Source organism: Agarivorans aestuarii, from assembly GCF_019670125.1.
Lineage (GTDB): Bacteria > Pseudomonadota > Gammaproteobacteria > Enterobacterales > Celerinatantimonadaceae > Agarivorans > Agarivorans aestuarii.
Map to the genome: position 1 here is coordinate 4,359,747 of NZ_AP023033.1, position 23,047 is coordinate 4,382,793.

The window sequence follows — 23,047 nt, forward strand, 5'->3', positions numbered from 1 at the left end:
TTTACTTTATTGTTTACTGTTTCCAAGCGGAGCCACCATGAATAGTTTAAAAATACTCCTTTTCACCTGCCTATTTATTAGCACCTATAGCTACGCTCACGACTCCACAATTAAGCTCAGAATCATCGAAACCACTGACATTCACGCCAACATAATGGACTTTGACTATTACAAGGATAAACCCTCCGCCAAAATAGGTTTAGTGCGTACCGCTACCCTCGTTAAACAAGCCCAAGCAGAAGTGGATAATAGCGTGCTGGTAGATAATGGCGACCTGATACAAGGCAGCCCAATGGGCGACTATATTGCTGACAGAGGGTTAACTGGCCAACAAATTCATCCGGTTTATCAGGCGATGAATAGCCTCGATTACGATGTCGGCAATATAGGTAATCATGAGTTTAATTATGGCTTAGACTTTTTAGAAAAAGCATTAGCTGGCGCCACTTTCCCCTATATCAATGCCAACGTAATCCGCAGCGACAACCAACAAAACTACTTTAGTCCTTACCTAATAAAAGACTACAGCTTTAAAGATACAGCCGGTCAAAGCCAAAACCTCAAAATTGGCTACATTGGTTTTGTACCCCCGCAAATTATGATTTGGGATAAAGCTAACTTAGAAGGCAAGGTAAGCGCACAAGACATCAAACAAAGTGCCGAACGTTGGGTGCCAAAAATGAAGGCAGAAGGTGCCGATATTATTGTTGCCATTCCGCATTCAGGCCTATCAACCGACCCTTACAAGGTCATGGCTGAAAACTCGGTTTACTATTTATCTGAAGTCGCTGGCATTGATGCCATAGCCTTTGGTCATGCGCATACAGTGTTCCCCGGTAAAGGCTTTGATAACTTGCCTGGCATAAATAATCAAAGCGGCACCATTAATGGGGTAGCCGCGGTAATGCCAGGGCGTTGGGGCAGCCACGTTGGCATCATCGACTTAGAACTATCACATACCGAGAACGGCTGGACGGTAAGCAACAGCCAATCCACTAACCGCCCTATCTTTGACAGCGCCAATAAAAAATCCCTCGCCGAGGCTGATTCAGCCATGGTGGCCGCTGTCGCGGAAGATCACCAAGCCACCCGTGACTTTGTCAATCAGCCTTTGGGTAAATCCAGTGATGTGATGTACAGCTTTTTAGCCTTGGTACAAGACGACCCCACCATTCAAATTGTTAACTTAGCGCAGGCCGACTATGTAAAAACCTTAATTCAAGGTGACCCAGACTTAGCCGATTTACCGGTGCTATCGGCCGCCGCGCCTTTTAAAGCGGGTGGGCGTAAAAACGACCCGAGCAACTATACCGAAGTGGAGGCGGGCGAACTTACCTTTAGAAATGCCGCCGATTTATATTTGTACCCCAATACTCTAGTGGTATTAAAAGTTACCGGTGCTGAAGTGAAAGACTGGCTTGAATGCTCGGCTGGTCAGTTCAACCGTATCGATCCTAACCAAGCCACCCCGCAAGCCCTAATCAATTGGGAGCAATTTAGAACCTATAACTTTGATGTGATTGATGGGGTTACTTACCAAATTGACGTAAGCCAAGCCGCCCGTTTCGACGCCGATTGCAAGGCGGCAGATTTAAATTCTGAACGGATTAAGCAGCTGCAATACGCTGGCAAAGCCATCGACCCCAAGCAGCAGTTTTTAATCGCCACCAATAATTATCGCGCCTACAGTGGCGGCTTTGCTGGCACCGGCGAAGACAAAGTGGTGATTCAAGCACCCGACGAAAATCGCAGTGTATTAGCCAACTATATTAAGCGAATAAGTAAAGAAAAAGGACAAATTAGCCCTAGCGCCGACAATAACTGGCGTTTTAGCCCTCTAGAGTCGAAAACCAAAGCGAAGCTAAACATTTTCTTTGAAACCTCGCCCAGCGATAAAGCTGCTGCATTTATTGCCGAAAAGGCGATTTATCCAATGCAAAAGCTTTCTTTAGATGATGTTGGCTTTGCCCTTTATCAAATAGATCTTCAAAGCAAACCCTAAACATCGGTTCTGCTGTTTTACTCCGCTGCAGCCTAATCAGCAGCGGAGCTTTGGCCTTTAAGCCTATTACGGCCTGGAAAATGCGATGGAAGTAAAAAATTTACTTGTTGTTCAATAATATGTGAGGAAAGTTGAGCGCCAAATTCAAAAGTATGAGATTGTAGCGGCAGACGGGTTCATGGAGGACAATAATGGCAACGCTGTCGTTTAAATTAAAACTACTTATTAGCATCACCCTATTATTTATATGCGTACTGCTTAGTATGCTGCTGTTTGGCGGTGTGTCGCTAAGTGCTGAGCAAGCTGCTGCTGCGAGCCAATTAAGTGCAAGCGAGCTACAAGCATTGTTTGCTCAAACTGCAGCCGATGCTAGAGGAAAAATGATCCTCAGTTCAGCAGTGGTTGCCGTGGTTGCACTATTTATTGTGTCGCAACTGGTGCAAGGTTTCTTAGAGCCTTTAAGCCAAATCACCCGCCGCATTGGTTACCTAGCCGGAAATGATGGTGACTTAACCATGAAGCTAGATGTGCAAAAGCACCAAGAGCTGGTAGCCATGGCAACCCAATTTAACGCCTTTACCGAAAAACTACGAATAATGGTAAATCAGCTGCAACAGCAATCAAATCAGCTTACCAATGGCTCACAAACTCTGGCTAAAAATGCCGAGTCTGCGGGAGAAGCAAGCCGCTTACAACGCAACGACACCGACAGCGTGGCTGCCGCAGTAAATGAAATGTCATCTACTGCTAGCGACGTAGCAGAACTGGCAAATGGCACCGCAACCAACGCTCAAGAAGCTGAAAAACAGTTAAGCCAAACTCAGCAAGAGTTCCAAAGCTCTGTTGAACAAATTCGCGATATCTCTGGCAGTATGGAAGGCATTAGCGAACGAATCACTCAAGTAGCGGGTCGTAGCCAAGACATTAACAGTATCTTGGAGACCATTCGTGGTATTGCCGAGCAAACCAACTTACTGGCATTAAACGCAGCAATTGAAGCAGCGCGCGCCGGAGAACAAGGCCGAGGCTTTGCGGTAGTTGCTGACGAGGTAAGAAATCTAGCTGGCAGAACTCAAAGCTCTACCGAAGAAATTAACCAGCTGATTCAAGCACTACAAAGTGATGTAAATGCCACGGTAGACTTAATTAGCACCAGCCGAGAAAAAGTGAATACCACCGCGGTAGACACCGAAGCCAGCTACGAGCAGCTGCATAAAGTGGTAGAAAGCATTTCGGTAATTAACGATAACGCCGCCCAAGTTGCTACTGCCGCACATCAACAAAGCCATGTGAGCGAAGATATTAACCGCAATATTAATGGCATTGGCGAAGCCGCAGGCGTACAGAATAGTTTGGCTCACGATATCGAAAGTATTAGCGCTGAATTATCGCAAGTAGCGCAGGCACTTGATACTCAGCTATCAACACTTAAAGCCTAATCTGCGCTTCATCTCGTCAAAGGCTGCCATGGCAGCCTTTTTTATTCCTTCAAAACCTAAACCACTCCAACTCACGCTTACTCCATTTATTTAAAAGCCTTAAGAACTCCGTTAACTAAGCCACACATTCACATCAGCAGCTGAACTACACTTTATCTAGGCCTTGTTTGGAGAGGGACTGATATCATGACCATGACCTTACAGTTTCTTGGTGCAGCCGAGGAAGTCACCGGCTCTTGTCACTTGCTTACGCTAAACGATAAACGGGTGTTACTTGATTGCGGATTAATCCAAGGCAGCAAAGCCGATGCAATGCGCAACTACCAAGCATTTAGTTTTGATCCCTCACAAATTGACGCGGTTATTCTTAGCCACGCCCATATCGACCACTCTGGCAGAATACCGCAGCTGGTGAAATCTGGTTTTACCGGTCCTATTTATACCCATAAGGCCTCGGCAGAACTGTGCGCCATTATGCTAAAAGATGCCGCCATGCTGCAGCAGCGCGACACTGAGCGACTCAATAAAAAGCGCCTAAAAAGAGGCCTCGAACCGCTGCAAGCCTTGTTTGATGAGCAAGACGTAGAACAAACCGTGCAGCAGTTTATACCTTTAAATTATGGCGAAAGCGTTCAAGTACTTCCGCAATTAAGCCTGCAGCTCTCCGACGCCGGGCATATTCTGGGATCTGCCATCGTTGAGTTATGGATAAATGAAATAGGCACCCGCAAAAAAATCGTCTTTAGCGGAGATTTAGGCCGTGAAGGCATGCCCATTTTAGGTGATCCGGAAATTATCCACGAAGCCGACTTAGTGTTAATGGAAAGCACCTACGGCAACCGCTTGCACCGCAGCTGGCAGCAAACCATCGATGAACTGGAGCAAATATTTGCAGCAGCCACTAGTGGCAGCCAAGGGAACATTTTATTACCGGCATTTTCCGTAGGTCGAGCCCAAGAACTACTCTATCTATTTCACCTCTACGCCAAGCAATGGGACCTTTCGCGCTGGAGAATTTGTTTAGATAGCCCCATGGCTATCGAAGCCACCAAGGTATATATCAACAATTACCCGGTGATGGATGACGATTTTAAACGCTTTACTCGGCAGCATCCGGGAGAGCATCCGCTGTTGTCGAATGTAGAGTTTATTCAAAGTACCGAACAATCCATGGAGCTTAATGAAATAAGCCAAGGCTTAATTATTATTGCTGGTAGCGGCATGTGTAATGGCGGGCGCATTCGCTGCCACCTTGAGCACAACCTATGGCGGCCTGAATGCGATGTAATTATTTGTGGTTACCAAGCCATTAGCACACCCGGTCGCATGCTAGTAGATGGGGCTAACTATCTCACTATTCGCGGCAAACCGGTTAAAGTTGCCGCCAAGCTGCACACGGTTGGGGGGCTTTCTGCTCATGCCGACCAAGCCGAATTGATCCACTGGTACCAACAATTCGATAACGCTCCTCCACTAATATTGGTGCATGGCGAGCAACAAGTACAACAAGACCTGCTGGCGGCAATTAAAGCATCTCTAAGCCAACCAGCAGCAATGTTTGCCGCTAAACAAGGAGATAAATTGGATTTAAGTGCCTTGCCAGAACTGGTTTGGCTAGGACAGTAAAATAACCTAAGTATTTGACCACCCAAGGCTTAACTGATAGAAAAGTAACTAAATGTATTTGCTTGGTACAAGCATGAAATTATCTATTTTGTTACTGCCTTTTTTATTAACCAGCGGCTTACTGCATGCTCAAGATGCAATAAATCCTGATTCGCTAATTGGTTTGTGGGGTAGCTCTGAAGATCAAGGCCAATCCATTTGGGGTTACGACCAATACAATGCCGACGGCACCATTAACAGCTGGGGAACCTTTCCCGACAGCATTGCTGATTTTAGAATAGATGGCCGTTACGAGATTTCTGGCGATTTGGGCAGGACGATTTGTTTAACCATTAGCCGAACATCACACCCAGACATATTGCCAGTTGGTACACAATGGTGTGACCAAATCATTTCGATTAGTGAAGATGAATTTGTTTACCAAGATCCCGATGGCGAACAACATGTGGTTTATCGCCAAAAGGTAGGCGAGGCATATTATTAATATCGAGCTGACTAAGTTAAGCGCTAAACAATATAGCCGTACACAGTAGCAAAATGGCAGGCGCAGCCTGCAACTACAAAAACATGCCAGATAGCATGTGTGTAAGGTTTGTGCTTGGCCACATAAAACAGCGCGCCCACGCTAAACAATACTCCTCCGGCAGCTAATAGCCATAAACCTTCGCCCGAAATATGCTGATACATTGGATAAGCTAACGCCAAAGACAACCAACCCATCGCCAAGTAAGTACTCAATGATACTTTGGGGAAACGGGTGCCAGTGAGCAACTTAAAGCCCACGCCAAAAGCCGCTAGCGTCCAAATTACAATCATCGAAATTAGCGATAACCAACCGTCAAAAGACACCAGCAATATTGGTGTATACGTTCCAGCTATTAACAGATAAATCGCAGAATGATCAAACAGCTTTAAGCCAGCTTTCCATGCGCTATGGCTAACCGCATGGTAAAGAGAAGAGGCCAAAAACAACAAGACTAAAGACCCGCCATAAATACTTACAGCCACCACTTCAGTTAGGCCTTCGGCTTTGCTCAGTAGCATAAACAAACCGACCACTGAGATAAGCAAACCAATGAGGTGAGAAACTACATTCAGTAATTCTTCTTTCGCGCTGTAGTGCTTTGCAGCCTGCATGTTGTTACCTAAATTTAACAAGTCGCCGACCAGCTTATTATTTCAGCGTACACTTGTACACTGAAAAATTGTAATGCTTTTATTACAAGCCGGTTCACTTGAACCAAAGCAGCTCTTCTGATGCTTAAACTCACTTAGTTAAGCCTCAGAAAGGCTTCCACTTTTTGGTGTTTTACTTTCCATTTACATGCAAAGACCAAGCGCAGTTAGTTTTTGTTTCAAGCAAGCAGCATTAATCCGCGCGTCGCAAGTTCATCACCTATAATCAAATAGCCGTGCAAGTCTTACTTATTTCTTTTTGGATTAAGCAAACAAGGATCGTCAATGAGCAAACAGTTACCTCTTGCCTTAGCAAAATCGCTTGCCTTAAGTGAAGATCTTGACCAGCTTCAATTTCATCACTTACTAGAAAACATTAGCCAAGATCCACAACTAAAGCAGTTTGCTCCAGACGGCGTTTGCCAAATTGATCCACGCAACGGTAACTTAGTGATTTATAACTCTGCTCGCGCTAAACGGGTTCACACTACAGCGCAACCTACTGCAGTTAAAGAAGATGAGCACTGCCCTATTTGTGAAGGAAAAAGCGCCGATATTCTCGACATAACCGAGCACAGCGAGGGATTTACTTTTATCAACAAAAACCTCTACCCCATTTTTCACCCTATCGAAGATATTCCTTTAGAAAACGCCGACTACTTCCTCCACCAAGACCCAGAACACCAAGGCCGTGCATCCTATGGTTTTCATCTATTGCAGTGGACTTCTTCGCTACACGATAAAGACTGGCATAACCTACCATTCTCCGATGCGCTGATTAGCTTTCAGCGCTTGGCAAACCTAGAAAAAAATCTGTTATGCCAACCCACCGACTTTATGGCGCGCTCTGAAACCAAAGTGAATAAAGACGTAGTTAGTGGCTATGTGTCTATTATCAAAAATTTTGGCGCTACAGCTGGTGCTTCTTTAGTACATGGCCACCAGCAAATTGCCTATAGCAACATTTTGCCGCAGCACTTTTTCAATAACTTGCGCTTTAGAAAACGCCACAACAAATCCTTTAGCCGCTACATGTTAGAAGAGAACCCCAGCGAGTTATTGGTAAAAGACTATGGCGAATTGCAGCTAATCGTACCGTATTTTATGAAGCGACCTTTAGACATGCTGCTAATTGTAAAAGACAGCAACAAACGCTACTTGCATCAGCTCAACAGCATAGAGCAGCAACAATTAGTAGAAGGGATGCAGCAAGCCATACAAGCTATTCTTCATCTCATGGAGCAAATGGGCATTCCGCCTGCCTACAATATGATCATCAACAATGGGCCGGGCTGTGGGTTGTACCTTGAGTTTTTACCTAAAACTCAAATGATGGGTGGTTATGAGCAAATAGGCTTATTTGTTTGCCAAGCCAATGCAGCCGATTCGGCTGAGTTGTTGCGTCAGCACATTTGCCCACCTAAAGATAAGTAACAAAATTTTTCACTGTGTAAATACTAATGCAGCGCTCAACAATACAGCCCTAATATCAAGCAAAAATCATATAAATCAAAGCAATGACATTTTTTTAAATATTATAATAATCTTTAGTTTAAGCGCATTGTTAGTGTAATATTCTTCCCGCAAAATCTGCATTGGTGGGCGTTTACCGTCCATATTTTGAGTTAACTAGACCAATTGCAGTAGCGAGAACAGAATGGAAACATCTCACCCAACCACCATTAGAGTGGGTAAAAATGACTATGACTTCAATATTATTTCAGTAACCAAAACCTATGGTGGTTCTAAACACTTTAGTGATGGAATCAACATATATTTAGAAGATAACAATGGCAAAGTCGAAACCATGGGCGTCGATTTTAAGCCTGATATTCCACCAACCACCCAGCATATTTCAACCCTATGGGGCGAAGACAAAAAAACGAAGAAAACTTTTCGTTTTGGCTACTTCCTTCACTCCAATGATTTCTTGGGTTATACCACGCAAGTAAACCTTCTTACGGCAGCCAAACGCATTATTCCGCTACAAGGCTTTGCCGCAAAATTAGAAAAATGGAGCCCACTAATTACTGGCTTCTTAGCACTACTGTTTGCTTGGTGTGCGTTTTGGGCGGGTTCGGGAATCAGTCGTTACGGGATAGCGTCATTCTTTCAATCAATGCCTTATATATTGCTCGACACCCCTCACTTAATTGCCAATTTTGCAGATGCAGCACGCTATAACAACGTAAGTTATGGCTGGGCGTTTATGGGCGCGATTGTCGGCTTTATTCTCAGCAAACTATTTGTTGGCATTCCTCTGGGTCGCTTACGCAATAAGATGCGCTTAGCTTTTGGCCAGACCATAAGACAACAGTTAACAACAGCCTTTGCCAATACCACCCAAGCAACACCGTCCCCTATTTCTGGCTCTTCAAGTGCAGAACCTAAAACCGACGCCGACGGCTACCAAACTCTTATTTAAACCAAGATATCGTTTAAGGAACTAACATGTCTTTTGAACATGGCTCACTCGACTTAGGGATCCGCAATCCCTTCCGCTTTGAAGGCACCCTGCGTGCCATTCGAGGCGGCATCACAGCGCTGCTAGGTTTACTCTCACTATTAAACGTAGCAAGTGCAGTACAAACCCACCCAATTACTGGGTGGACCTTCGCCATCATCGGCTTTGTGTTAATGGCTAATGGCCTATGGACACTAGGGCGTGGCTTAATGCAGGTAATGCGTTTTTACGTGGGACGCTCAGCACCTACTTCACTGTCTTATAACCATGCAAGCTCTGAGCAAGACAGTGCTAAGCGTGAACAACGCGATGTAGCCTACGACCAACAACAAATTGAATCGATGTTGGTGGGTAGCAAAAACTACACCTTTAAAGAACCAGTGGGTTTAGTAGCCAGAATGCTGCACACCCTATTTCCTAAAATCACTTTTGTGCCTTACCCAATTCAAAACTTGGCGCAGCGCATTGTTGGGGCACTAGTACAAACCTTAGTGGCGCTATTTGCTTTTGCCATTTTAAGCTTTGTTACTTCGGTGGGTTTAGCTGGCGATAAAGCTACTATTTTAATGCCATTTTTTGCCTTTACCTTACTCTGCTACGTAGCCTTAGTATGGTTTAAAGCTGGCCGCCCACTTAACCGCAGCTTAGGTCGTGGTATCGAAACCGTTAGCGCTTTTGGCTTTGTTAAAATGGTGGCGGTGTGTGTAAGTGTGCCAGTACTGGTTAACATGCTTCTGGGCAAACTCTTTGCCTACGAGCTAGGCCAGTACCAAGATGTTATTGCCGCTCAACTACGTGGTTTAGAGATAGAAGCAGAGCTAAGCGAAGGCATGACTTGGGCAACCCAAATGCTAGATTTGGCCTACAACAGCTATAGCAACTCTATCTGGCTAGGCTTAATTTTTGTCTTCTCAGTAATTAGCTGTGCCTTGGTATTGGGTTTAACCGCCTTGCGTGCCAAGCAAGCTAACCCAACGACCGAGATCACCGACAAACTGCCTCGCACCAGCGAAGTAGGCGCTCGCCCAATGGATATATTCAACGAGTTTACCCACCAAGTGATGGAGCGTCGTCGCTACAAAAAGGTGCCAAACCGTGTTTATAAACCTTTGAGTGCTCGCCAAAACCCTAACAATGGCGAATTTGATGGCGAACTGATTCAAGAAACTCAACCAAAAACTGTTGAGAAAAACGACGAACCAGTAAGCAAAAAAATGCGTATTGCTTCAACCAGTTTGGCTCAGGCTTTACTGCTAATCGCCAGCTTATTGGTGTTTTACGCACTCACTCCGCTAACCACTTACACCAGCTTTTTCGACGGTGTAGCGTTTGAGCTACTGGATGATGAAACCGGACCAGCATTTGTTCAAACTACCATTGAAAGCTTCTTTACCATTCTTACCTTGTTAGTTGCTGCCACCATTTGTGCCATTTTTGGCCGTTTGCTTAGCAACCTAAGCCATCCGTTTTGGAGCGAAATTCAGTTTGAATCAAGCTTGGTTTACTTCAAGTGTAAAGGCACGGTAAAAGAAGATACGCGCACCTTTGGTAAAGGTTATAACGACAGCACTAGCCTAGAAACCAGTGTGTTCACCTCAACCATTCAGCCACGTTTGTTTGTTACGCGAGTCATTAGCTCTACCTTTGCTGGCATTGGTAGCACTAACTTAATGTTCCCTCGCCATATTATGACCATGCATGGTGACGAGAACTTAGCCGACGAACTTCATCACGAACTAATGCACAGCATTGGCAACCGCGCAGGCACCGCGGCTATGAACGACGAGCAGCGTAAAGTAGTAGATGAATACAATAGCTCTAACCTGCAAATGAAAGCAGAATCGGCCCCAGAGCGCTTAGCCAACCGCAGCAGCGAACTAAGCCTAGATGCGCCCAAAGCTCAAGCCGCGCTAGCGCAAAAAGAAGACCATGAGGCAGAAACTAGCTTAGAAAATTAAGTTTATTTTGCTAAACCTAAAAGGCCGCTTTGTTTAAAGCGGCTTTTTTTGTATCTCAATAATACCAAGAGCTTTATCAACAAACCCATTAATAGCGCTTAACAGGCTAATCTTCATCTTGAAAGCTTGAGTTAACTGCTAAGGTTGCGGCAAAATTGCTAACAGCATTTCATAACACCGCAGTAACAAACATTGAACACTAATAGCCAAAACCTGCAAAGCCAATTTGAACGCCTTAAACGTAACAAGCTGTTTGAGTTGTTTGTAATTTCGGTGATCTTAATTTCTGCCTTACTTATTGGCGCAAAAACCTACTCGCTGCCGCCTAAAGTTATTACTGCCACCATCATACTCGACTACCTCATCACCCTGTTTTTTGTGGTCGAAATTAGCATTCGCTTTATTGCCGAGCCCAATAAAAAGCACTTCTTTAATAACTTCTGGAATGTCTTCGATACCCTAATTGTATTGGTAAGCCTAGTCCCTATCGAAAACTCTGAACTAGCTATAGTTGGTCGCCTAATTCGGGTATTTAGGGTACTGCGAATGGTGTCTATAATTCCCGAGCTGCGTATCTTGCTTACCTCGCTGGTTAAAGCCCTGCCGCAGCTGGGTTACGTAATGCTGCTAATGTTCATCATCTTCTACATCTACGCCGCCATTGGCAGCACCTTATTCGAAACCATTAACCCAACACTGTGGGGCGACATTGCCATCTCCATGCTCACCTTGTTCCGAGTGATGACCTTTGAAGACTGGACCGACGTAATGTACGAAACCATGCAGGTATACAGCCTAAGTTGGATTTACTTCCTTAGTTTTATCTTCCTGTCGGCGTTTGCCTTTCTTAACATGGTGATTGGCATTGTGGTAAATGTGATGGAACAAGAACACGCTAAAGTACGTGAAGAAAAAAGCCTCGCCGAAGGCACCAACGAGCCGAGTCTGCGAGAACTACAGCAAGAACTAAGCGAGATAAAAGCGCTGCTTAAGCAGCAAAAATAGTAGCGTAATAAGCGAGCTTAAGGGCAGATAAGCCCTTAAGCTTTTTTGTTCTAAGCAGTAATACCAATCGTACTAAGTAACTGTTCATTCTATCTGGTTAAAATACTCGATAACTACGTTATTTTTGATCACTGACTTAATGTGATTGGTATAAAGCGAACAAACATCAAACAAAACCTTGCTCCAAACTCAATGATAGTTAATGATAACTATTCGCAACAAGTGTTTGGACATTACCATGAAACATCACTCTTCAACATCACCAAGGATCCAGTTAAGCCTCTCGGTAGATAAGCTACAACAGTTGCTTGCTCAGGGAGCCATTTGCATCAATGACTTAGCCGATATACAACCAGAAGCCAAACGCGTGCTATGGAAGCTTTGCCTGCAAAACTGCAAATCCGGCGCCTGTGAGCGGCGAGCAAAAGCGGTGAATGATGAAGCAACACTAGCGGTTAAGAACCTAGACTAATTCAAATACCAAGATCTAAGCTGATAAATAATCTAGTTTTAGTTAACGCGTTAGTGCCCCATTGTGTGTTTAAACCTGCGTTGATAAACTCTAGATGTAATTTAACAAAAGCACTTTTCAGACGTTTCATTGCAACGTAAATGAATAGATAATAAGCCAAAAAAAGGAGTTGAAACGCTTAATGGTGACACTGGAGCAACAACTCTCAAGAATTGACCTCAATCTATTGGTTTCACTCAGCGTGTTGCTCAAAGAGAGAAACGTTACTAAAGCGGCTCAGCGCTTGTACTTGTCTCAGCCTGCAATGAGTAGAACCTTGGGGAGGTTACGCGAGGCCTTTGATGACCCGCTATTTTACCGCGAGTCCAGCGGGCTTACTCCAACTCAAAAAGCTTTGGATCTACAAGGTCCTCTCGATGATCTTCTGGTATCCACGCATAGTCTGTTCTCAAAGACTCAGTTTAATCCGGGTGGATGTGAGAATACCTTTACTATCTCAATGCCCCCCTTGATGAGCACATTTCTTTCTGTACCGCTAGTTTCGAGCCTTATCAGCCAAGCACCCTTGGCGAGTTTGGCTGAATACCCTGTAACGGACAACCCGGTTCAACACCTTGCATCACGTGATGTTGATTTCTCAATCCATATCGAGAGACCAAAAGATGAAGCGGAGTTCCCTTGTCAATTGTTAGGGAGAACATATCCGGTTTTCTATGTATCAAAAAACCACCCCTTAGCTCAAAGCAGTGAAGTTAGTTTAGATGATGTAATGGCTTATCGCTTTGTTGATATGAGCCTAGACATAAGCTCTTTTGTCGAGTTTAACAATCCAGTAGATATTTACTTGGAGAGCAAGGGGTACCGCCGTAGCTTTGTTTTTAAGAGTGGTCATATTACTTCTTTGATCGAGGTTATGCAGAGTACATTGAGCGTGATGGCTTCTACTCATATGCTCGGTCAAGTTAAGAACTTGGAAGAGCAGCTAATCCCAATATTGGGTCTAAAGCACATCGAGAGTGTCGAGGTAGAGCTGTATCTAATACAACATAAACGTACTTTGGATAGTGAAGCCCACAAATGGTTCAAGGACTTACTGATTGCCACTATCAGAGATGACATCTTTGCTTCTTCATATTAGCAACGCGACTATGCGGAAGCTGTGCGTTACCAGTGCTTTTAGTGCCAAATTGTAACTAGCTATTTTTGTGGATTCAGCCGCCAATTAAACTGGAACCCCGTTGATTTTGTTGTCACCGGATACATCACTCTATTCAGCAAAATACCTGCCTCCATGATACTCACATCGCATATTTGTTCATTATCATAAGCTGCTTCAAGAAGCCGTTCCCATATCTTCTTTGATTCACTGTCTAGGTGAAGCGATACCACATTTATGTCTCTACGCTCAGCACTGACAATCAGGTACAAGACCTGTATTGCTTTGGAATACGCTTGGCTATCAATGTGTGATAAAAACAGTCGCTTACGTGAGCGGCGCTGAGCGCGTCGCTTACTGTTGGAAGCGAGGTACGCCAGCGCACCAAACTTGAATAGCAACCATAAGATCGTACCCGAAGAAAAAAACAGGATAACCTCTGCATACCCGTTAACCCTGAACCAAGCGAAGGCACTATCAAAAAATTTAGATACTCCACTACTGGCGAGGTTCAAAACTCGACTGTCGCCGGTAACAACGATTTGTTTTTCAACGACAAGTTCTTTTAGTGTTTGTGTGTCTGTATCCCACCACGGTATCTGCACCGCAGGAACAATAACGCTGCCTGGTTCTTGAAAAATGATAGTGAAGCGCTGCTCGACTACAGCGTTATTGGTTTTGCTCAATGGGTTGAGGATATTCTCTTTTTCTGCTGGTTTGCGATAAACCTCTGTGCCATTTGGAACATCGATTTTGATCTCCGGTAAAACAACGGTATCAGAGCCTGCGACATCAAGTTTGTAAGTAAATGTTATGGCATCGCCAATTTCCAACTCTTCTCCCGCTTCTCTGTCTCGCTGTAGCGATAAAGACGCTTTCTTACCGACTACCAGAGATGAAGCTTCGGTACTATTTAGACCTATAGCTTTTACTTTGAACTCTATAGGGAGAGAATTTACGCGGCCCTCGAGAACCTTGCCATTTTGTGGAGTAATGGCAGTATTGATGCTCAACGTCGGCAGAACATAGGTTTCGGCTAGGGTCGGGAAGAGAAACATCCGAGTTTTCTGGGTGTACCACTTTTGATTTCCGATGCTCCGAACAGAGCTGGTTACAGGTTGCTTATCATTGAGGACCACAACCCCCTCGATATCCACGTAGGGAAGAGTCAGGTCTTTTGCGAATGGGTGTAAGCTCTGCAGCTCAATGTCAAGAGTCACTCGCTCTCGAACGACCACGTCTTGACTACTCAAATTCACCCCAACTCGGACCTGCTCTTCAGACAAGGCTTGTTCGAAGGAGCTAACAGCAAGAGCGACATTGCTGAAAACCCACATTGCTATTGCGAAGACTACGCTAGGATAAAGTGCGAATAGGCGTGTTCTAGTTCTGCTCATTAGCGTACTCACTTTGAAATTTTTGTCTCAGAAAACTTGAAGGATCTTGTCTCACTTGATTCAACCAAATTTGGTCTGACATCAAGACAGGCTTATCTGACTTCTTATCACTCTCCTCGCTCGCTATCTCTCTGTCGTCAATGGTTTTATTGGTGCTTTTCTCAGGAGTAGCATCTTTCAGCTTTTCCATGGCCACTGCCACCAAATCATGATTTTTTTTCGCCGCTTCAGATAAAGCTTCATCATGGAAGAGAGCCCGATACAGTGCCTGCGCTTTCTCAAACTGACCGGAATGGGCGTAAGCATTTGCGATGGCGAGATACTTGTCGGGGTGGTCTATGCTCTCTAGCTGTTTGACCGCAGAAGAAAAATCGCCTGAAAAATAACTGCTATACGCTTTCCAGGCTGGTGATTCAAAAACGGCGTTAGCTTGCTGGTACTGGCCCTGGCGAAAGTAAATCGCGGCTTGTTGATCTTTAGACAGCCAAGCATTGCCAAACGAAGCGGGAGACAACTGATGCCAAACTAACAAAGCAGCACTGAATATTGCTAAAGCTACAGTCCACCGTTTGACAGGGCTTAGGTGTGTTAAATGCGAAAACGCAGCAAGCATAGTTGGATACAGTTTTTTCATCTCGGTTACCATTTCAGTGTCCAACCTCGTCTAAACCACATAAGTTGAAGTGGAAGTAAGATAAATAGCAGCCAATAGCCAGCGTCTAACCAAGGTTGCTCTGCATCATTTGAACTAAACAGGTTGTTTTTGATAAACCTATAAACTTGTTCAACGTCAGAGTTGTCATGAGTAAATCGGACCATCTCTCCATGACCAGCTTTGGCCAAATCAGCTAAGTGTCCCAACTCGACTTCGCCAAGGCCAATACCCAGCTGAGGCGCTCCTGCGCCACTTTCCGGATGTTCGCCAATCGCCCACACCACCACTTGGTGCTGTAAGTCAGCAAACTCTTGCTGCATTCGTTGAATGGCTTGCTCGTCAGTTTTGTCGGTCAGTAGCAGCACCGTGGATGGGACTTCTGTCTTCTCAAGTAAGCGGCGGGCAGGTTGAATAAACGCATCCGGCGCGGTGGTTTGGTCAGGCAACAATTGCAAATCAAAAACATCTAGGAAGTAGCGGGCCAAGGTACTGTCCTTGGTAGCAGGCATAGCAACATGGGCACTTCCACCATAAATCACCAATGCGGTCTTCGCATCCCCACGGCGTTCTATCAACTTCACAACCTTTTGCTTAGCCCTGGTAAGCCTAGTTGGTTGAAGGTCTGTGCTATACATACTCTCTGCCACATCGAGCGCAATGATCAATTCCGACTTGTCTTCAAACAAAGGAGAGCTTTGTCGGGTCCATGATGGGCCTGCCATAACCAAGGTAGCGATAAGCGCAACTACTAAGAATAGTTTTCTCGGGGTTAGGTGAGCATGACTCTGCGTATTAACCGTTAGCTGCTTAACCATTTTAGGCGACATGTGTTTTCGCCACTGAGTAGTAAGGTCATCTTCTTTTCGTAAGATGGAGTAAAAAGCCAGTATTGGAAGAATCGCGACCAACCACCACGGCCTTAAGAAATGGAAGTTGCTGATATCATCACTCACAAGTGAAGCTAAGTAATCAATCATGATGCGTTCCTTGTGGGGGCGTTTGGCATGCCTGAGTGATATCTCTGTCAGCGCCAGCGCCCATAGTCGCTTTTTCGGTTCTCGGATTGAGTTTGGAGAAGAGCACGAGGACAACCCCAATTAGCTGTAAGGCATAAAAAACGCCATAAGCGAGATGATGTAAGTCGTGCTTTGGACGATGTGAACTTACCTTAAACTCTTGCTGTTCTAAGCTATTGATGACGTCGTAAGCTCGTTGCAACGCTGTTGAATCCATGGCATGGAACATCTGTCCACCAGTGATTTCAGATACGCTTTCGAGCGTGGGTAAATCCATTTTGTAGCGCCCATCAGTACTCGGGTCACCCATGGCAATGGTGTATATCTTAACCTTGTATTTACGGGCGATTTCGGCTGCCTTGATAGGAGGCATCTGAGAACTAGTGTCGTCTCCATCGGTAAGCAATATCAGTACCCGTTGGCGACTTTTTTCTTGTTCAAATAGCGAGATGGACAAGCCAATTGCGTCACCAAAGGCAGTTTGAAACCCCGCATAGCCCAGCTGGGCTTCATGGAGTAATGCTTGCCAAGCGCTAAGGTCGTCGGTGAATGGTGCTTGCACATAAGCCGCGTCAGCAAACAGAATCAAACCTAATCGATCATGCTCTCGTTGGGCCGCAAAATCGCTTAGTACTTGTTTGGCGACGGTTAGTCGATCTACTTTCTCGCCAGAGGCTCCAACAAAGTCTTTCTCTGACATAGAGCCTGATAAATCGAGTGCTACCATGATTTCTCGCGCGGATTTTCTTTGTTCAATGGGCTCGCCTAGCCAAACAGGCTTAGCAATAGCAACCACCAGTGCGAGATAGCCAACTACCACTAATAACCACTGAACTTTTCGGCGTTTAAGCTCGGCCGAGCCCGCCAAGGCCTCTTTTCCGGACACCGCGACTAAGCGCTCAAAAAAAGGCACCTTGAGGGCTTTGCTTTGAGTTTTGTACGCTGGCGCAAATTGGTGCATCAACCAAGGGGCAATTAACAGGAGAAATGCCAAAGGGTATTCAAATTCAATCATTATTGACCTCATGATACTTGACCCAGTGCGCTACCTCCTTAGATAGCATAACGAGTTGCCGATGCTCGATTGCAGGCGTTTGAGAATAAGCTAGCGAGGCTAAAAGGCCAGTGCAGCACCCGCTGAAGTCACTATTTACACAGTGAGTGTCTAACCAAGCCTCCCACTCAGTCCCAACCAGAGCTGCAACTTGCTCTCGAGGATAGGCATACAGTGCCGTTCTTTTGAGCAGCAAAGGCAAGTGATGGCGATCTTGGTCAGTAAGTTCAAGTTTGCTTAGCTCTGATAATACTGCTCTTCGGTACGCATTAAGGCGATACTGCTTGACCTGCAAATAAAACTTGTAAGTCAGATAAAGTGCGATAACGCACATCACCACATACCACCCTGGTGCGTTTGGCTGCCAAGATACAGGGTCTGGAAGGCTTGGTTCCACTAAAGCGGAGGTTAGAGGAGTTATTCCCTCTGGGTGCAGATTGGCTATGAGCTTACTCATTATTTGCCCACCTTGCGGCCAAGGGCTGCCCTTAATTGGAGGTCTGATTCTTCGATGGTATTAAACTTAAGCATTGGAATACGATACCTTCTTGCCAGGGCTGCAAAACTAGCGATCGCTGTAACCACATCATAAGAAAATTTCTCTCTAAATAGAGCATCATCACTTGGCACTGCTACTTGCATTGCGCCATCACTGAAAGCAACGGTACCCAAGTTAGCAAGTTCGTGTTCCAGTGGATCTGTCACATGACAGAAGATCACATCGTTGTGCTGGCAGAGTTTTTTGATCGCGTCTTCGTTGTCGGCAGTGTAGCCATAACCATCTGTAATGATAATGACAAGACCATCATGCTTGACTAGACGCTGGGCTTGCTCAAAAAAACCAGCAAAAGAAGAACTCTTGGAAGCAGCGCTATCGCTGGCGTGTAAGGCATGATTTTTCACAACAAGCTGACTCAGGAGCTTGAGCACATGATTAACACTTCTGTGCGGCGCTACCGTAAGTGCTGATTCGTCATCAAAGATGATTGCGCCAACACGATCGGTAGATGCAATGACGTTCCAGGCGATCAGAGCACTTAGCTCTGCTGCCACCACGGATTTCATTTTGCCTTGGCTACCAAAGAACATGCTCATACGCTGGTCAATCAGTAAGTAGACATTGCGCTCGCGTTCTTCGGAAAAAATTTTTACATGGGGCTTGCCGGTTCGCATTGTCACTTTCCAATCCATGGTGCGAATGTCATCCCCCATTTGATAATGGCGCATCTCCTCGAAATTCAAGCCTCTGCCGCGTAGCTTCGAGACATGTCTTCCGGTCAATAGGCTGTTGATTGGCTGACTTGGTAAGAAATCGAACCCGGTAGCTTTGTATCGTAAGCGACTCAAAGACTCGAGATCGGTATAGAAATCAGGGTCTTTAATGGCAGTGCTGATAGTCATGTTGGCCTCGCTTACGCAACTGCTACGTGTGCCAGTATTTCGTCAATAACGTCATCCGCAGTAATACCTTCGGCCAATGCGTCATAGGATAAGATCAGGCGATGCCTCAGCACCCCATGAACTACCTGTCTGACATCATCAGGGTCGACAAAGTCCTTGCCGTTTAGCCAAGCCATTGCTCTTGCACACTTATCAAGAGCAATCGTTGCACGAGGACTCGAACCAACAGAAATCCATTTAGCTAGATTTGAGCCCGTATATAGCTCCGGCTCTCGGGTTGCTACAATGATGCTAACGATGTACTTCAAGACCGCATCACTACAGTAGACATCTGAAATTTGCTTGCGGGCCTCGAAGATAAACTTAGGATCGATTGCTTCCATGCCTCCTTGTTGCTTTTGTTCTTCTCCTCGAACCATTTTGATGATCAGCTCTTCATCTTCGGCACTGGGGTAGTCAAGGTTTATTTTCATAATAAACCGGTCCATCTGTGCTTCTGGGAGAGGATAGGTTCCTTCTTGTTCAACAGGGTTTTGTGTGGCTAGCACCATGAAAAGCTCTGGTAACTTATAGGTTTTACCGGCTACCGTGATCTGCCTTTCTTCCATCGCTTCTAAGAGTGCGGCTTGAACTTTGGCTGGTGAGCGATTGATTTCATCTGCAAGAAGTAGGTTGTTGAACACTGGGCCGTGTTGAAAAGTAAGTTTCGGTTTACCATCAACCTCTTGGTATACCTCGGTACCAGTCACATCGGAAGGTAACAAGTCAGGAGTAAACTGAACTCGCCCGAGGTCGACAGCTAGGGCTGTCGCTAAGGCTTTAATTGAACGCGTTTTAGCAGTACCTGGAAGGCCTTCAAGCAGAACATTTCCGTTGGTCAATAATGCAACCAATAAGGTGTCAACCATATGCTGCTGACCAATCACGGAACGCCCGATTTGGGCTTTTAATGCTTGAATATTTTGTAGAACCTGATTCATCTACTTCTCCAACTAGTGAGTTTGCTTTGTTTAAAGGTAGTTGCTTACCTTTCAAAATCTAGAGTCTAAGCTTTTGAAAGTAAAAATTTATTAGTGAACATTTCTTTGATCCATCGCGTAAGCTAGGGACTCTCTTTATTAGATCAACGCTTGAACTGAAAAAATTAAAACATACCAAATAGTGATATCAAAGTTATTTCAATATGCTTTTAATGCATAACATTTATACACAAAGGTCATTGGTCAAAGCTGATTTTAGTGGCTAATCTGTATACAGCATTACTCAAGACAGCAATCAGAAAATTTCACGAAATTAAAGGGTTATACTATGAAGACTACGACTATAAGTGTTCTAATTTATGCGGCTTTGTCCTCGACTACAGCCTTTGCCGAAGACGTTAGTACTTTGACAGAATACTTTGCTGAAGATGGCGAAATCGCCACAACCCAAAACTACCCTACATTGGAAACGGCCCGACAGTTCGTCAAAGTTCAAGAAAAAGTCGGAGTGAATAATTTTGAGCACAAGCGTGTACTCACACCGACAGATGACCAGCCAGTGGTAAGGATGAATCGAGATACCTACTACTCGATGGCCACGATTGATGTCTCCAAAGGCGCTAGGGTTACCCTTCCAGAAATTCCTGGTGGCATGTATATGTCGCTGGAGGTCATTACTGAAGATCACCGAATTCAGCAGATGCGCTATGGTGCGGGGACCTATGAACTGAGTACTCACACCGGAGACCACGTTCATATCATTGTTAGAACCGACACGCGCTTTAGTCTTGATGAAGTACACGCTATTCAAGATCAAATGAGCATTGAAGCAGGCTCGAGCAACGAGTTTATGGCTCCTCAAGTAAACAAGGAAGCCTTTGATAAAGTTGAAGATGAATTGAAAGCACAGATGCCTGTTATCCTCAAGCGAGATGGGGCACAAGCCACCTTTGGTATGTTTACCAATCCGCAAGACGAATCAAAAGAGCTGTTCAACGAAGAGAAACATGCCATCGGTGCGGCTATCGGTTGGGGCGGAGCGCAGTTAAAAGACAATGTTTATGAGGTTTCTGGCAACTTCCCTGCAGACAAGTGCTATCAAGCTACGTTCCCTGACCCAGAGAACCAAGCCTTCTGGTCTGTGACGGTATACAACAAGGCCGGCTTTATGTTTAAAGACGTCGCAAATGTCAGCTCAAACTTTGCACCTAAGAACCCTGATGGTACTTACACCGTGAGCTTTGGCTGTGGCCCAGATGCTACCAACAACCTAGAAACGGATAACGAGTCTGGTATGTTTAGCGTCGCATTCCGTCATTATATTCCAAGCCAGAAAGTGCGAGATGGCTACCGTGTACTGCCATACGTCAAAGAGATAAAATAGGTGTTGTGTCTGCAATAGTAATCCCTATAGCGTGTTTGCGCTCTGGGGATTTTTTGATCGCAAATGAGGTACAAGAAGTGACTAGAGTGTTTTTAATTTCAACGTATATGATGAGTGCGGTTTTTCTGTTTGGGGAAATAGCCCGCAGAGGCTGGAGTTATTTCTCTATTAATACAACCACAATGGTCGAAGACCTAATCTGTGGTGGGCTTTTATTTGTGGCAGCGACAATGCTTCTCAAAGGACACCAACGAGCCAAGCTAATGATGGTTGGAGCTTGGGGCTACGCATTTGGAGGTATGTTCGTACCGTTCTTCGCTCATTTAGAGGCGTTCATACGCGGCGTGGCAATTCGTGATGATCACCCCATTGACGATGTTGGGTCAATTATCCTCAAGGGGGTGATTTGGTCACTATGCGGAGTATTTTTTATAATAGCGTTAGGTGCATCTTCAACCCAAGATAGTGTGAACGACTGAGTGGTAGATCACCCTCATCACTGGTTCATTCTTACCTATAAGATGAGTGTATGGGGGGCTTCGAGCCGCCTCCTTCTGTTGATACATACTTTCAGTCTTAGTCAGTTTGTGGTGGAACTGAGACTTTGCGGCGTTTTGCGGATAGAGTAGAACGATAAGGGATACTCAAGCACAACACGCTTTTAGTTATCACCTTTTTCTTTCAATCTAGTCATAGCAGGGATGTAAATAGATGGCTTCGGAAAACCCTATTGCCTTTGGACGTTGTGGTTTCCTCATCATGTTCTTACGAGCAGTAGAGGGGCGCTATGGCATCAGCACCGAAGACTTAAATATACCTACTAGTTTGCTCGAAGATCCCATGCGGCCAATGCCCCTGAGTGAAATGACCCGCTACTTTGGCGTTCTTCAAGAGCGGATTAATGACCCTCTCTTGGTTGCCAGAGCCTGTTCTTCCATAGAACTTCAGTATTTCCCTCCTTTGCAAGCGATTACTCAATCAACTCCAGTTCTTTTTTCAGCGGTGATGAAAATGTCGAGTTTAGGCCGCGTAATCCAAACGGGATGTAAGTTCATAACCAAGATTGAGCATGATGAAGTGAGGTGGAGCTACGATGCACGAATTCTTGTTGTGGCAGAGCGACTGCTTGATGGAATGATGGCGGCATGGGTTTTTATCCACTTGCTGCGTCATTATCTCGGAAACGGCTATTCCCCTACAAAGCTACTACTACCTGGCTCCCAGATTGGTGAAAGCAAGGAAGTCGCTAGGATATTCGGTTGCGAAATTGTTTGGAATAGTCAGCAAACTGAGGTTCACTTTCCGGCCGACACGCTGCAAAGTTGCTCTCCTATTGGCCGCTCCATAGTACACTCGTCACGTAATAAAAGGTTTTCCCCTTTAAGCTACACAGACTTACCAGAGGAAACAGACTTCGTGCGTTGTGTGTATGAAATCATCAACTATGTTCGAGCCTTTGGCTATCCCAAACAGGAGTTGGTTGCCAATATATTGAACATGCCTCCGATTACTCTGCAAAGGCGATTACAGAAGGAAAAGCAGAGCTACTCTGGCTTAGTTAAGTACCAGTTACTGTTCAACCTTGCTCCTGAAATGCTGTTGGCGGGGAAAAGTGAAAACCAGGTGTCCGCCGAACTGGGCTTTAAGAATAGGCAGAGCTTTGATCGCGCCTTCAAGAAAGCTCACGGCCAAACGCCAACTCAGTATTTAGGGAATTTAGAGGAGTACTTGTGAGTTAACGTTTAGCTATAACTACTGCTTTCAAGAAGGTGGTTAAGACTGAACAGTGGTATTTGGGCGAAGCAAGCTAACCTTCCTTGGTGGTTTGACATGTTTGATTTACTGAATGAGCTAGCCTGCCC

General features: G+C 45.2%; 21 protein-coding genes. 13 read left to right on the forward strand and 8 right to left on the reverse strand.

What is annotated here, in order from left to right; translation table 11 throughout:
* The first annotated feature begins 37 nt into the window (after positions 1-37).
* The 4 genes from K5609_RS20140 to K5609_RS20155 all read left to right on the forward strand — a co-directional run bounded on the left by K5609_RS20140 (position 38) and on the right by K5609_RS20155 (position 5,551).
* On the forward strand, positions 38-2,002 hold the full coding sequence (locus tag K5609_RS20140) for a bifunctional 2',3'-cyclic-nucleotide 2'-phosphodiesterase/3'-nucleotidase (protein WP_221075187.1): 1,965 nt from the start codon (positions 38-40) through the stop codon (positions 2,000-2,002).
* A 191-nt stretch (positions 2,003-2,193) separates the two neighbouring features.
* Complete coding sequence (locus K5609_RS20145) at positions 2,194-3,441, forward strand: methyl-accepting chemotaxis protein (protein WP_221075188.1); 1,248 nt, start codon at positions 2,194-2,196, stop codon at positions 3,439-3,441.
* A gap of 186 nt (positions 3,442-3,627) precedes the next feature.
* Complete coding sequence (locus K5609_RS20150; RefSeq protein ID WP_221075189.1) at positions 3,628-5,067, forward strand: MBL fold metallo-hydrolase; 1,440 nt, start codon at positions 3,628-3,630, stop codon at positions 5,065-5,067.
* 73 nt (positions 5,068-5,140) lie between these two features.
* Complete coding sequence (locus K5609_RS20155; protein ID WP_221075190.1) at positions 5,141-5,551, forward strand: hypothetical protein; 411 nt, start codon at positions 5,141-5,143, stop codon at positions 5,549-5,551.
* A 23-nt stretch (positions 5,552-5,574) separates the two neighbouring features.
* Here K5609_RS20155 and trhA read toward each other — a convergent pair whose 3' ends face one another.
* Positions 5,575-6,204, reverse strand: a complete 630-nt coding sequence (trhA, locus tag K5609_RS20160; protein ID WP_221075191.1) for a PAQR family membrane homeostasis protein TrhA — start codon at positions 6,202-6,204, stop codon at positions 5,575-5,577.
* A 324-nt stretch (positions 6,205-6,528) separates the two neighbouring features.
* Here trhA and K5609_RS20165 point away from each other — a divergent pair, with 324 nt between their 5' ends.
* From K5609_RS20165 to K5609_RS20190, 6 genes are all read left to right on the forward strand, one after another.
* Complete coding sequence (locus K5609_RS20165) at positions 6,529-7,677, forward strand: HIT family protein (protein WP_221075192.1); 1,149 nt, start codon at positions 6,529-6,531, stop codon at positions 7,675-7,677.
* Positions 7,678-7,900: 223 nt separating this feature from the next.
* Positions 7,901-8,668 (forward strand): hypothetical protein, encoded by a 768-nt coding sequence (locus K5609_RS20170; RefSeq protein ID WP_221075193.1) that lies wholly within the window; start codon positions 7,901-7,903, stop codon positions 8,666-8,668.
* Between the two features lie 26 nt (positions 8,669-8,694).
* Positions 8,695-10,665 carry a hypothetical protein gene (locus K5609_RS20175; protein ID WP_221075194.1) on the forward strand — a complete coding sequence of 657 codons (1,971 nt, stop codon included), beginning with the start codon at positions 8,695-8,697 and terminating at the stop codon, positions 10,663-10,665.
* A gap of 192 nt (positions 10,666-10,857) precedes the next feature.
* Positions 10,858-11,670: an ion transporter gene (locus K5609_RS20180; RefSeq protein WP_221075195.1), complete on the forward strand. Its 813-nt coding sequence runs from the start codon at positions 10,858-10,860 to the stop codon at positions 11,668-11,670.
* Positions 11,671-11,908: 238 nt separating this feature from the next.
* A complete protein-coding gene (locus K5609_RS20185) occupies positions 11,909-12,142 on the forward strand; it encodes a hypothetical protein (protein ID WP_221075196.1) in 234 nt (77 codons plus the stop codon).
* Between the two features lie 181 nt (positions 12,143-12,323).
* Positions 12,324-13,280, forward strand: coding sequence for a LysR family transcriptional regulator (locus K5609_RS20190; RefSeq protein ID WP_221075197.1), 957 nt, complete (start codon positions 12,324-12,326; stop codon positions 13,278-13,280).
* A gap of 59 nt (positions 13,281-13,339) precedes the next feature.
* Here K5609_RS20190 and K5609_RS20195 read toward each other — a convergent pair whose 3' ends face one another.
* The 7 genes from K5609_RS20195 to K5609_RS20225 form a co-directional block, all read right to left on the reverse strand.
* Complete coding sequence (locus K5609_RS20195; protein WP_221075198.1) at positions 13,340-14,551, reverse strand: hypothetical protein; 1,212 nt, start codon at positions 14,549-14,551, stop codon at positions 13,340-13,342.
* 130 nt (positions 14,552-14,681) lie between these two features.
* Positions 14,682-15,329: a hypothetical protein gene (locus tag K5609_RS20200; protein ID WP_221075199.1), complete on the reverse strand. Its 648-nt coding sequence runs from the start codon at positions 15,327-15,329 to the stop codon at positions 14,682-14,684.
* Between the two features lie 5 nt (positions 15,330-15,334).
* The gene (locus K5609_RS20205; protein ID WP_221075200.1) at positions 15,335-16,327 is read right to left on the reverse strand and encodes a vWA domain-containing protein; all 993 of its coding nucleotides are present in this window, start codon (positions 16,325-16,327) and stop codon (positions 15,335-15,337) included.
* Positions 16,320-17,381 (reverse strand): vWA domain-containing protein, encoded by a 1,062-nt coding sequence (locus K5609_RS20210; RefSeq protein WP_221075201.1) that lies wholly within the window; start codon positions 17,379-17,381, stop codon positions 16,320-16,322. The genes K5609_RS20205 and K5609_RS20210 overlap by 8 nt, the downstream gene beginning before the upstream one ends.
* Positions 17,374-17,877 carry a DUF4381 domain-containing protein gene (locus tag K5609_RS20215; RefSeq protein WP_221075202.1) on the reverse strand — a complete coding sequence of 168 codons (504 nt, stop codon included), beginning with the start codon at positions 17,875-17,877 and terminating at the stop codon, positions 17,374-17,376. Before K5609_RS20215 ends, K5609_RS20210 begins: the two co-directional genes overlap by 8 nt.
* Positions 17,877-18,821: a DUF58 domain-containing protein gene (locus K5609_RS20220; protein ID WP_221075203.1), complete on the reverse strand. Its 945-nt coding sequence runs from the start codon at positions 18,819-18,821 to the stop codon at positions 17,877-17,879. Before K5609_RS20220 ends, K5609_RS20215 begins: the two co-directional genes overlap by 1 nt.
* An 11-nt stretch (positions 18,822-18,832) precedes the next feature.
* A complete protein-coding gene (locus tag K5609_RS20225; protein WP_221075204.1) occupies positions 18,833-19,801 on the reverse strand; it encodes an AAA family ATPase in 969 nt (322 codons plus the stop codon).
* 328 nt (positions 19,802-20,129) lie between these two features.
* Between K5609_RS20225 and K5609_RS20230 the strand changes: the two genes are divergently transcribed.
* From K5609_RS20230 to K5609_RS20240, 3 genes are all read left to right on the forward strand, one after another.
* Complete coding sequence (locus tag K5609_RS20230; protein WP_221075205.1) at positions 20,130-21,185, forward strand: DUF1254 domain-containing protein; 1,056 nt, start codon at positions 20,130-20,132, stop codon at positions 21,183-21,185.
* A 77-nt stretch (positions 21,186-21,262) separates the two neighbouring features.
* Entirely contained in the window at positions 21,263-21,664 is a 402-nt protein-coding gene (locus tag K5609_RS20235) for a hypothetical protein (protein ID WP_221075206.1), read from the forward strand.
* Between the two features lie 232 nt (positions 21,665-21,896).
* Positions 21,897-22,919, forward strand: a complete 1,023-nt coding sequence (locus tag K5609_RS20240) for an AraC family transcriptional regulator (protein WP_221075207.1) — start codon at positions 21,897-21,899, stop codon at positions 22,917-22,919.
* Positions 22,920-23,047 lie beyond the last annotated feature (128 nt).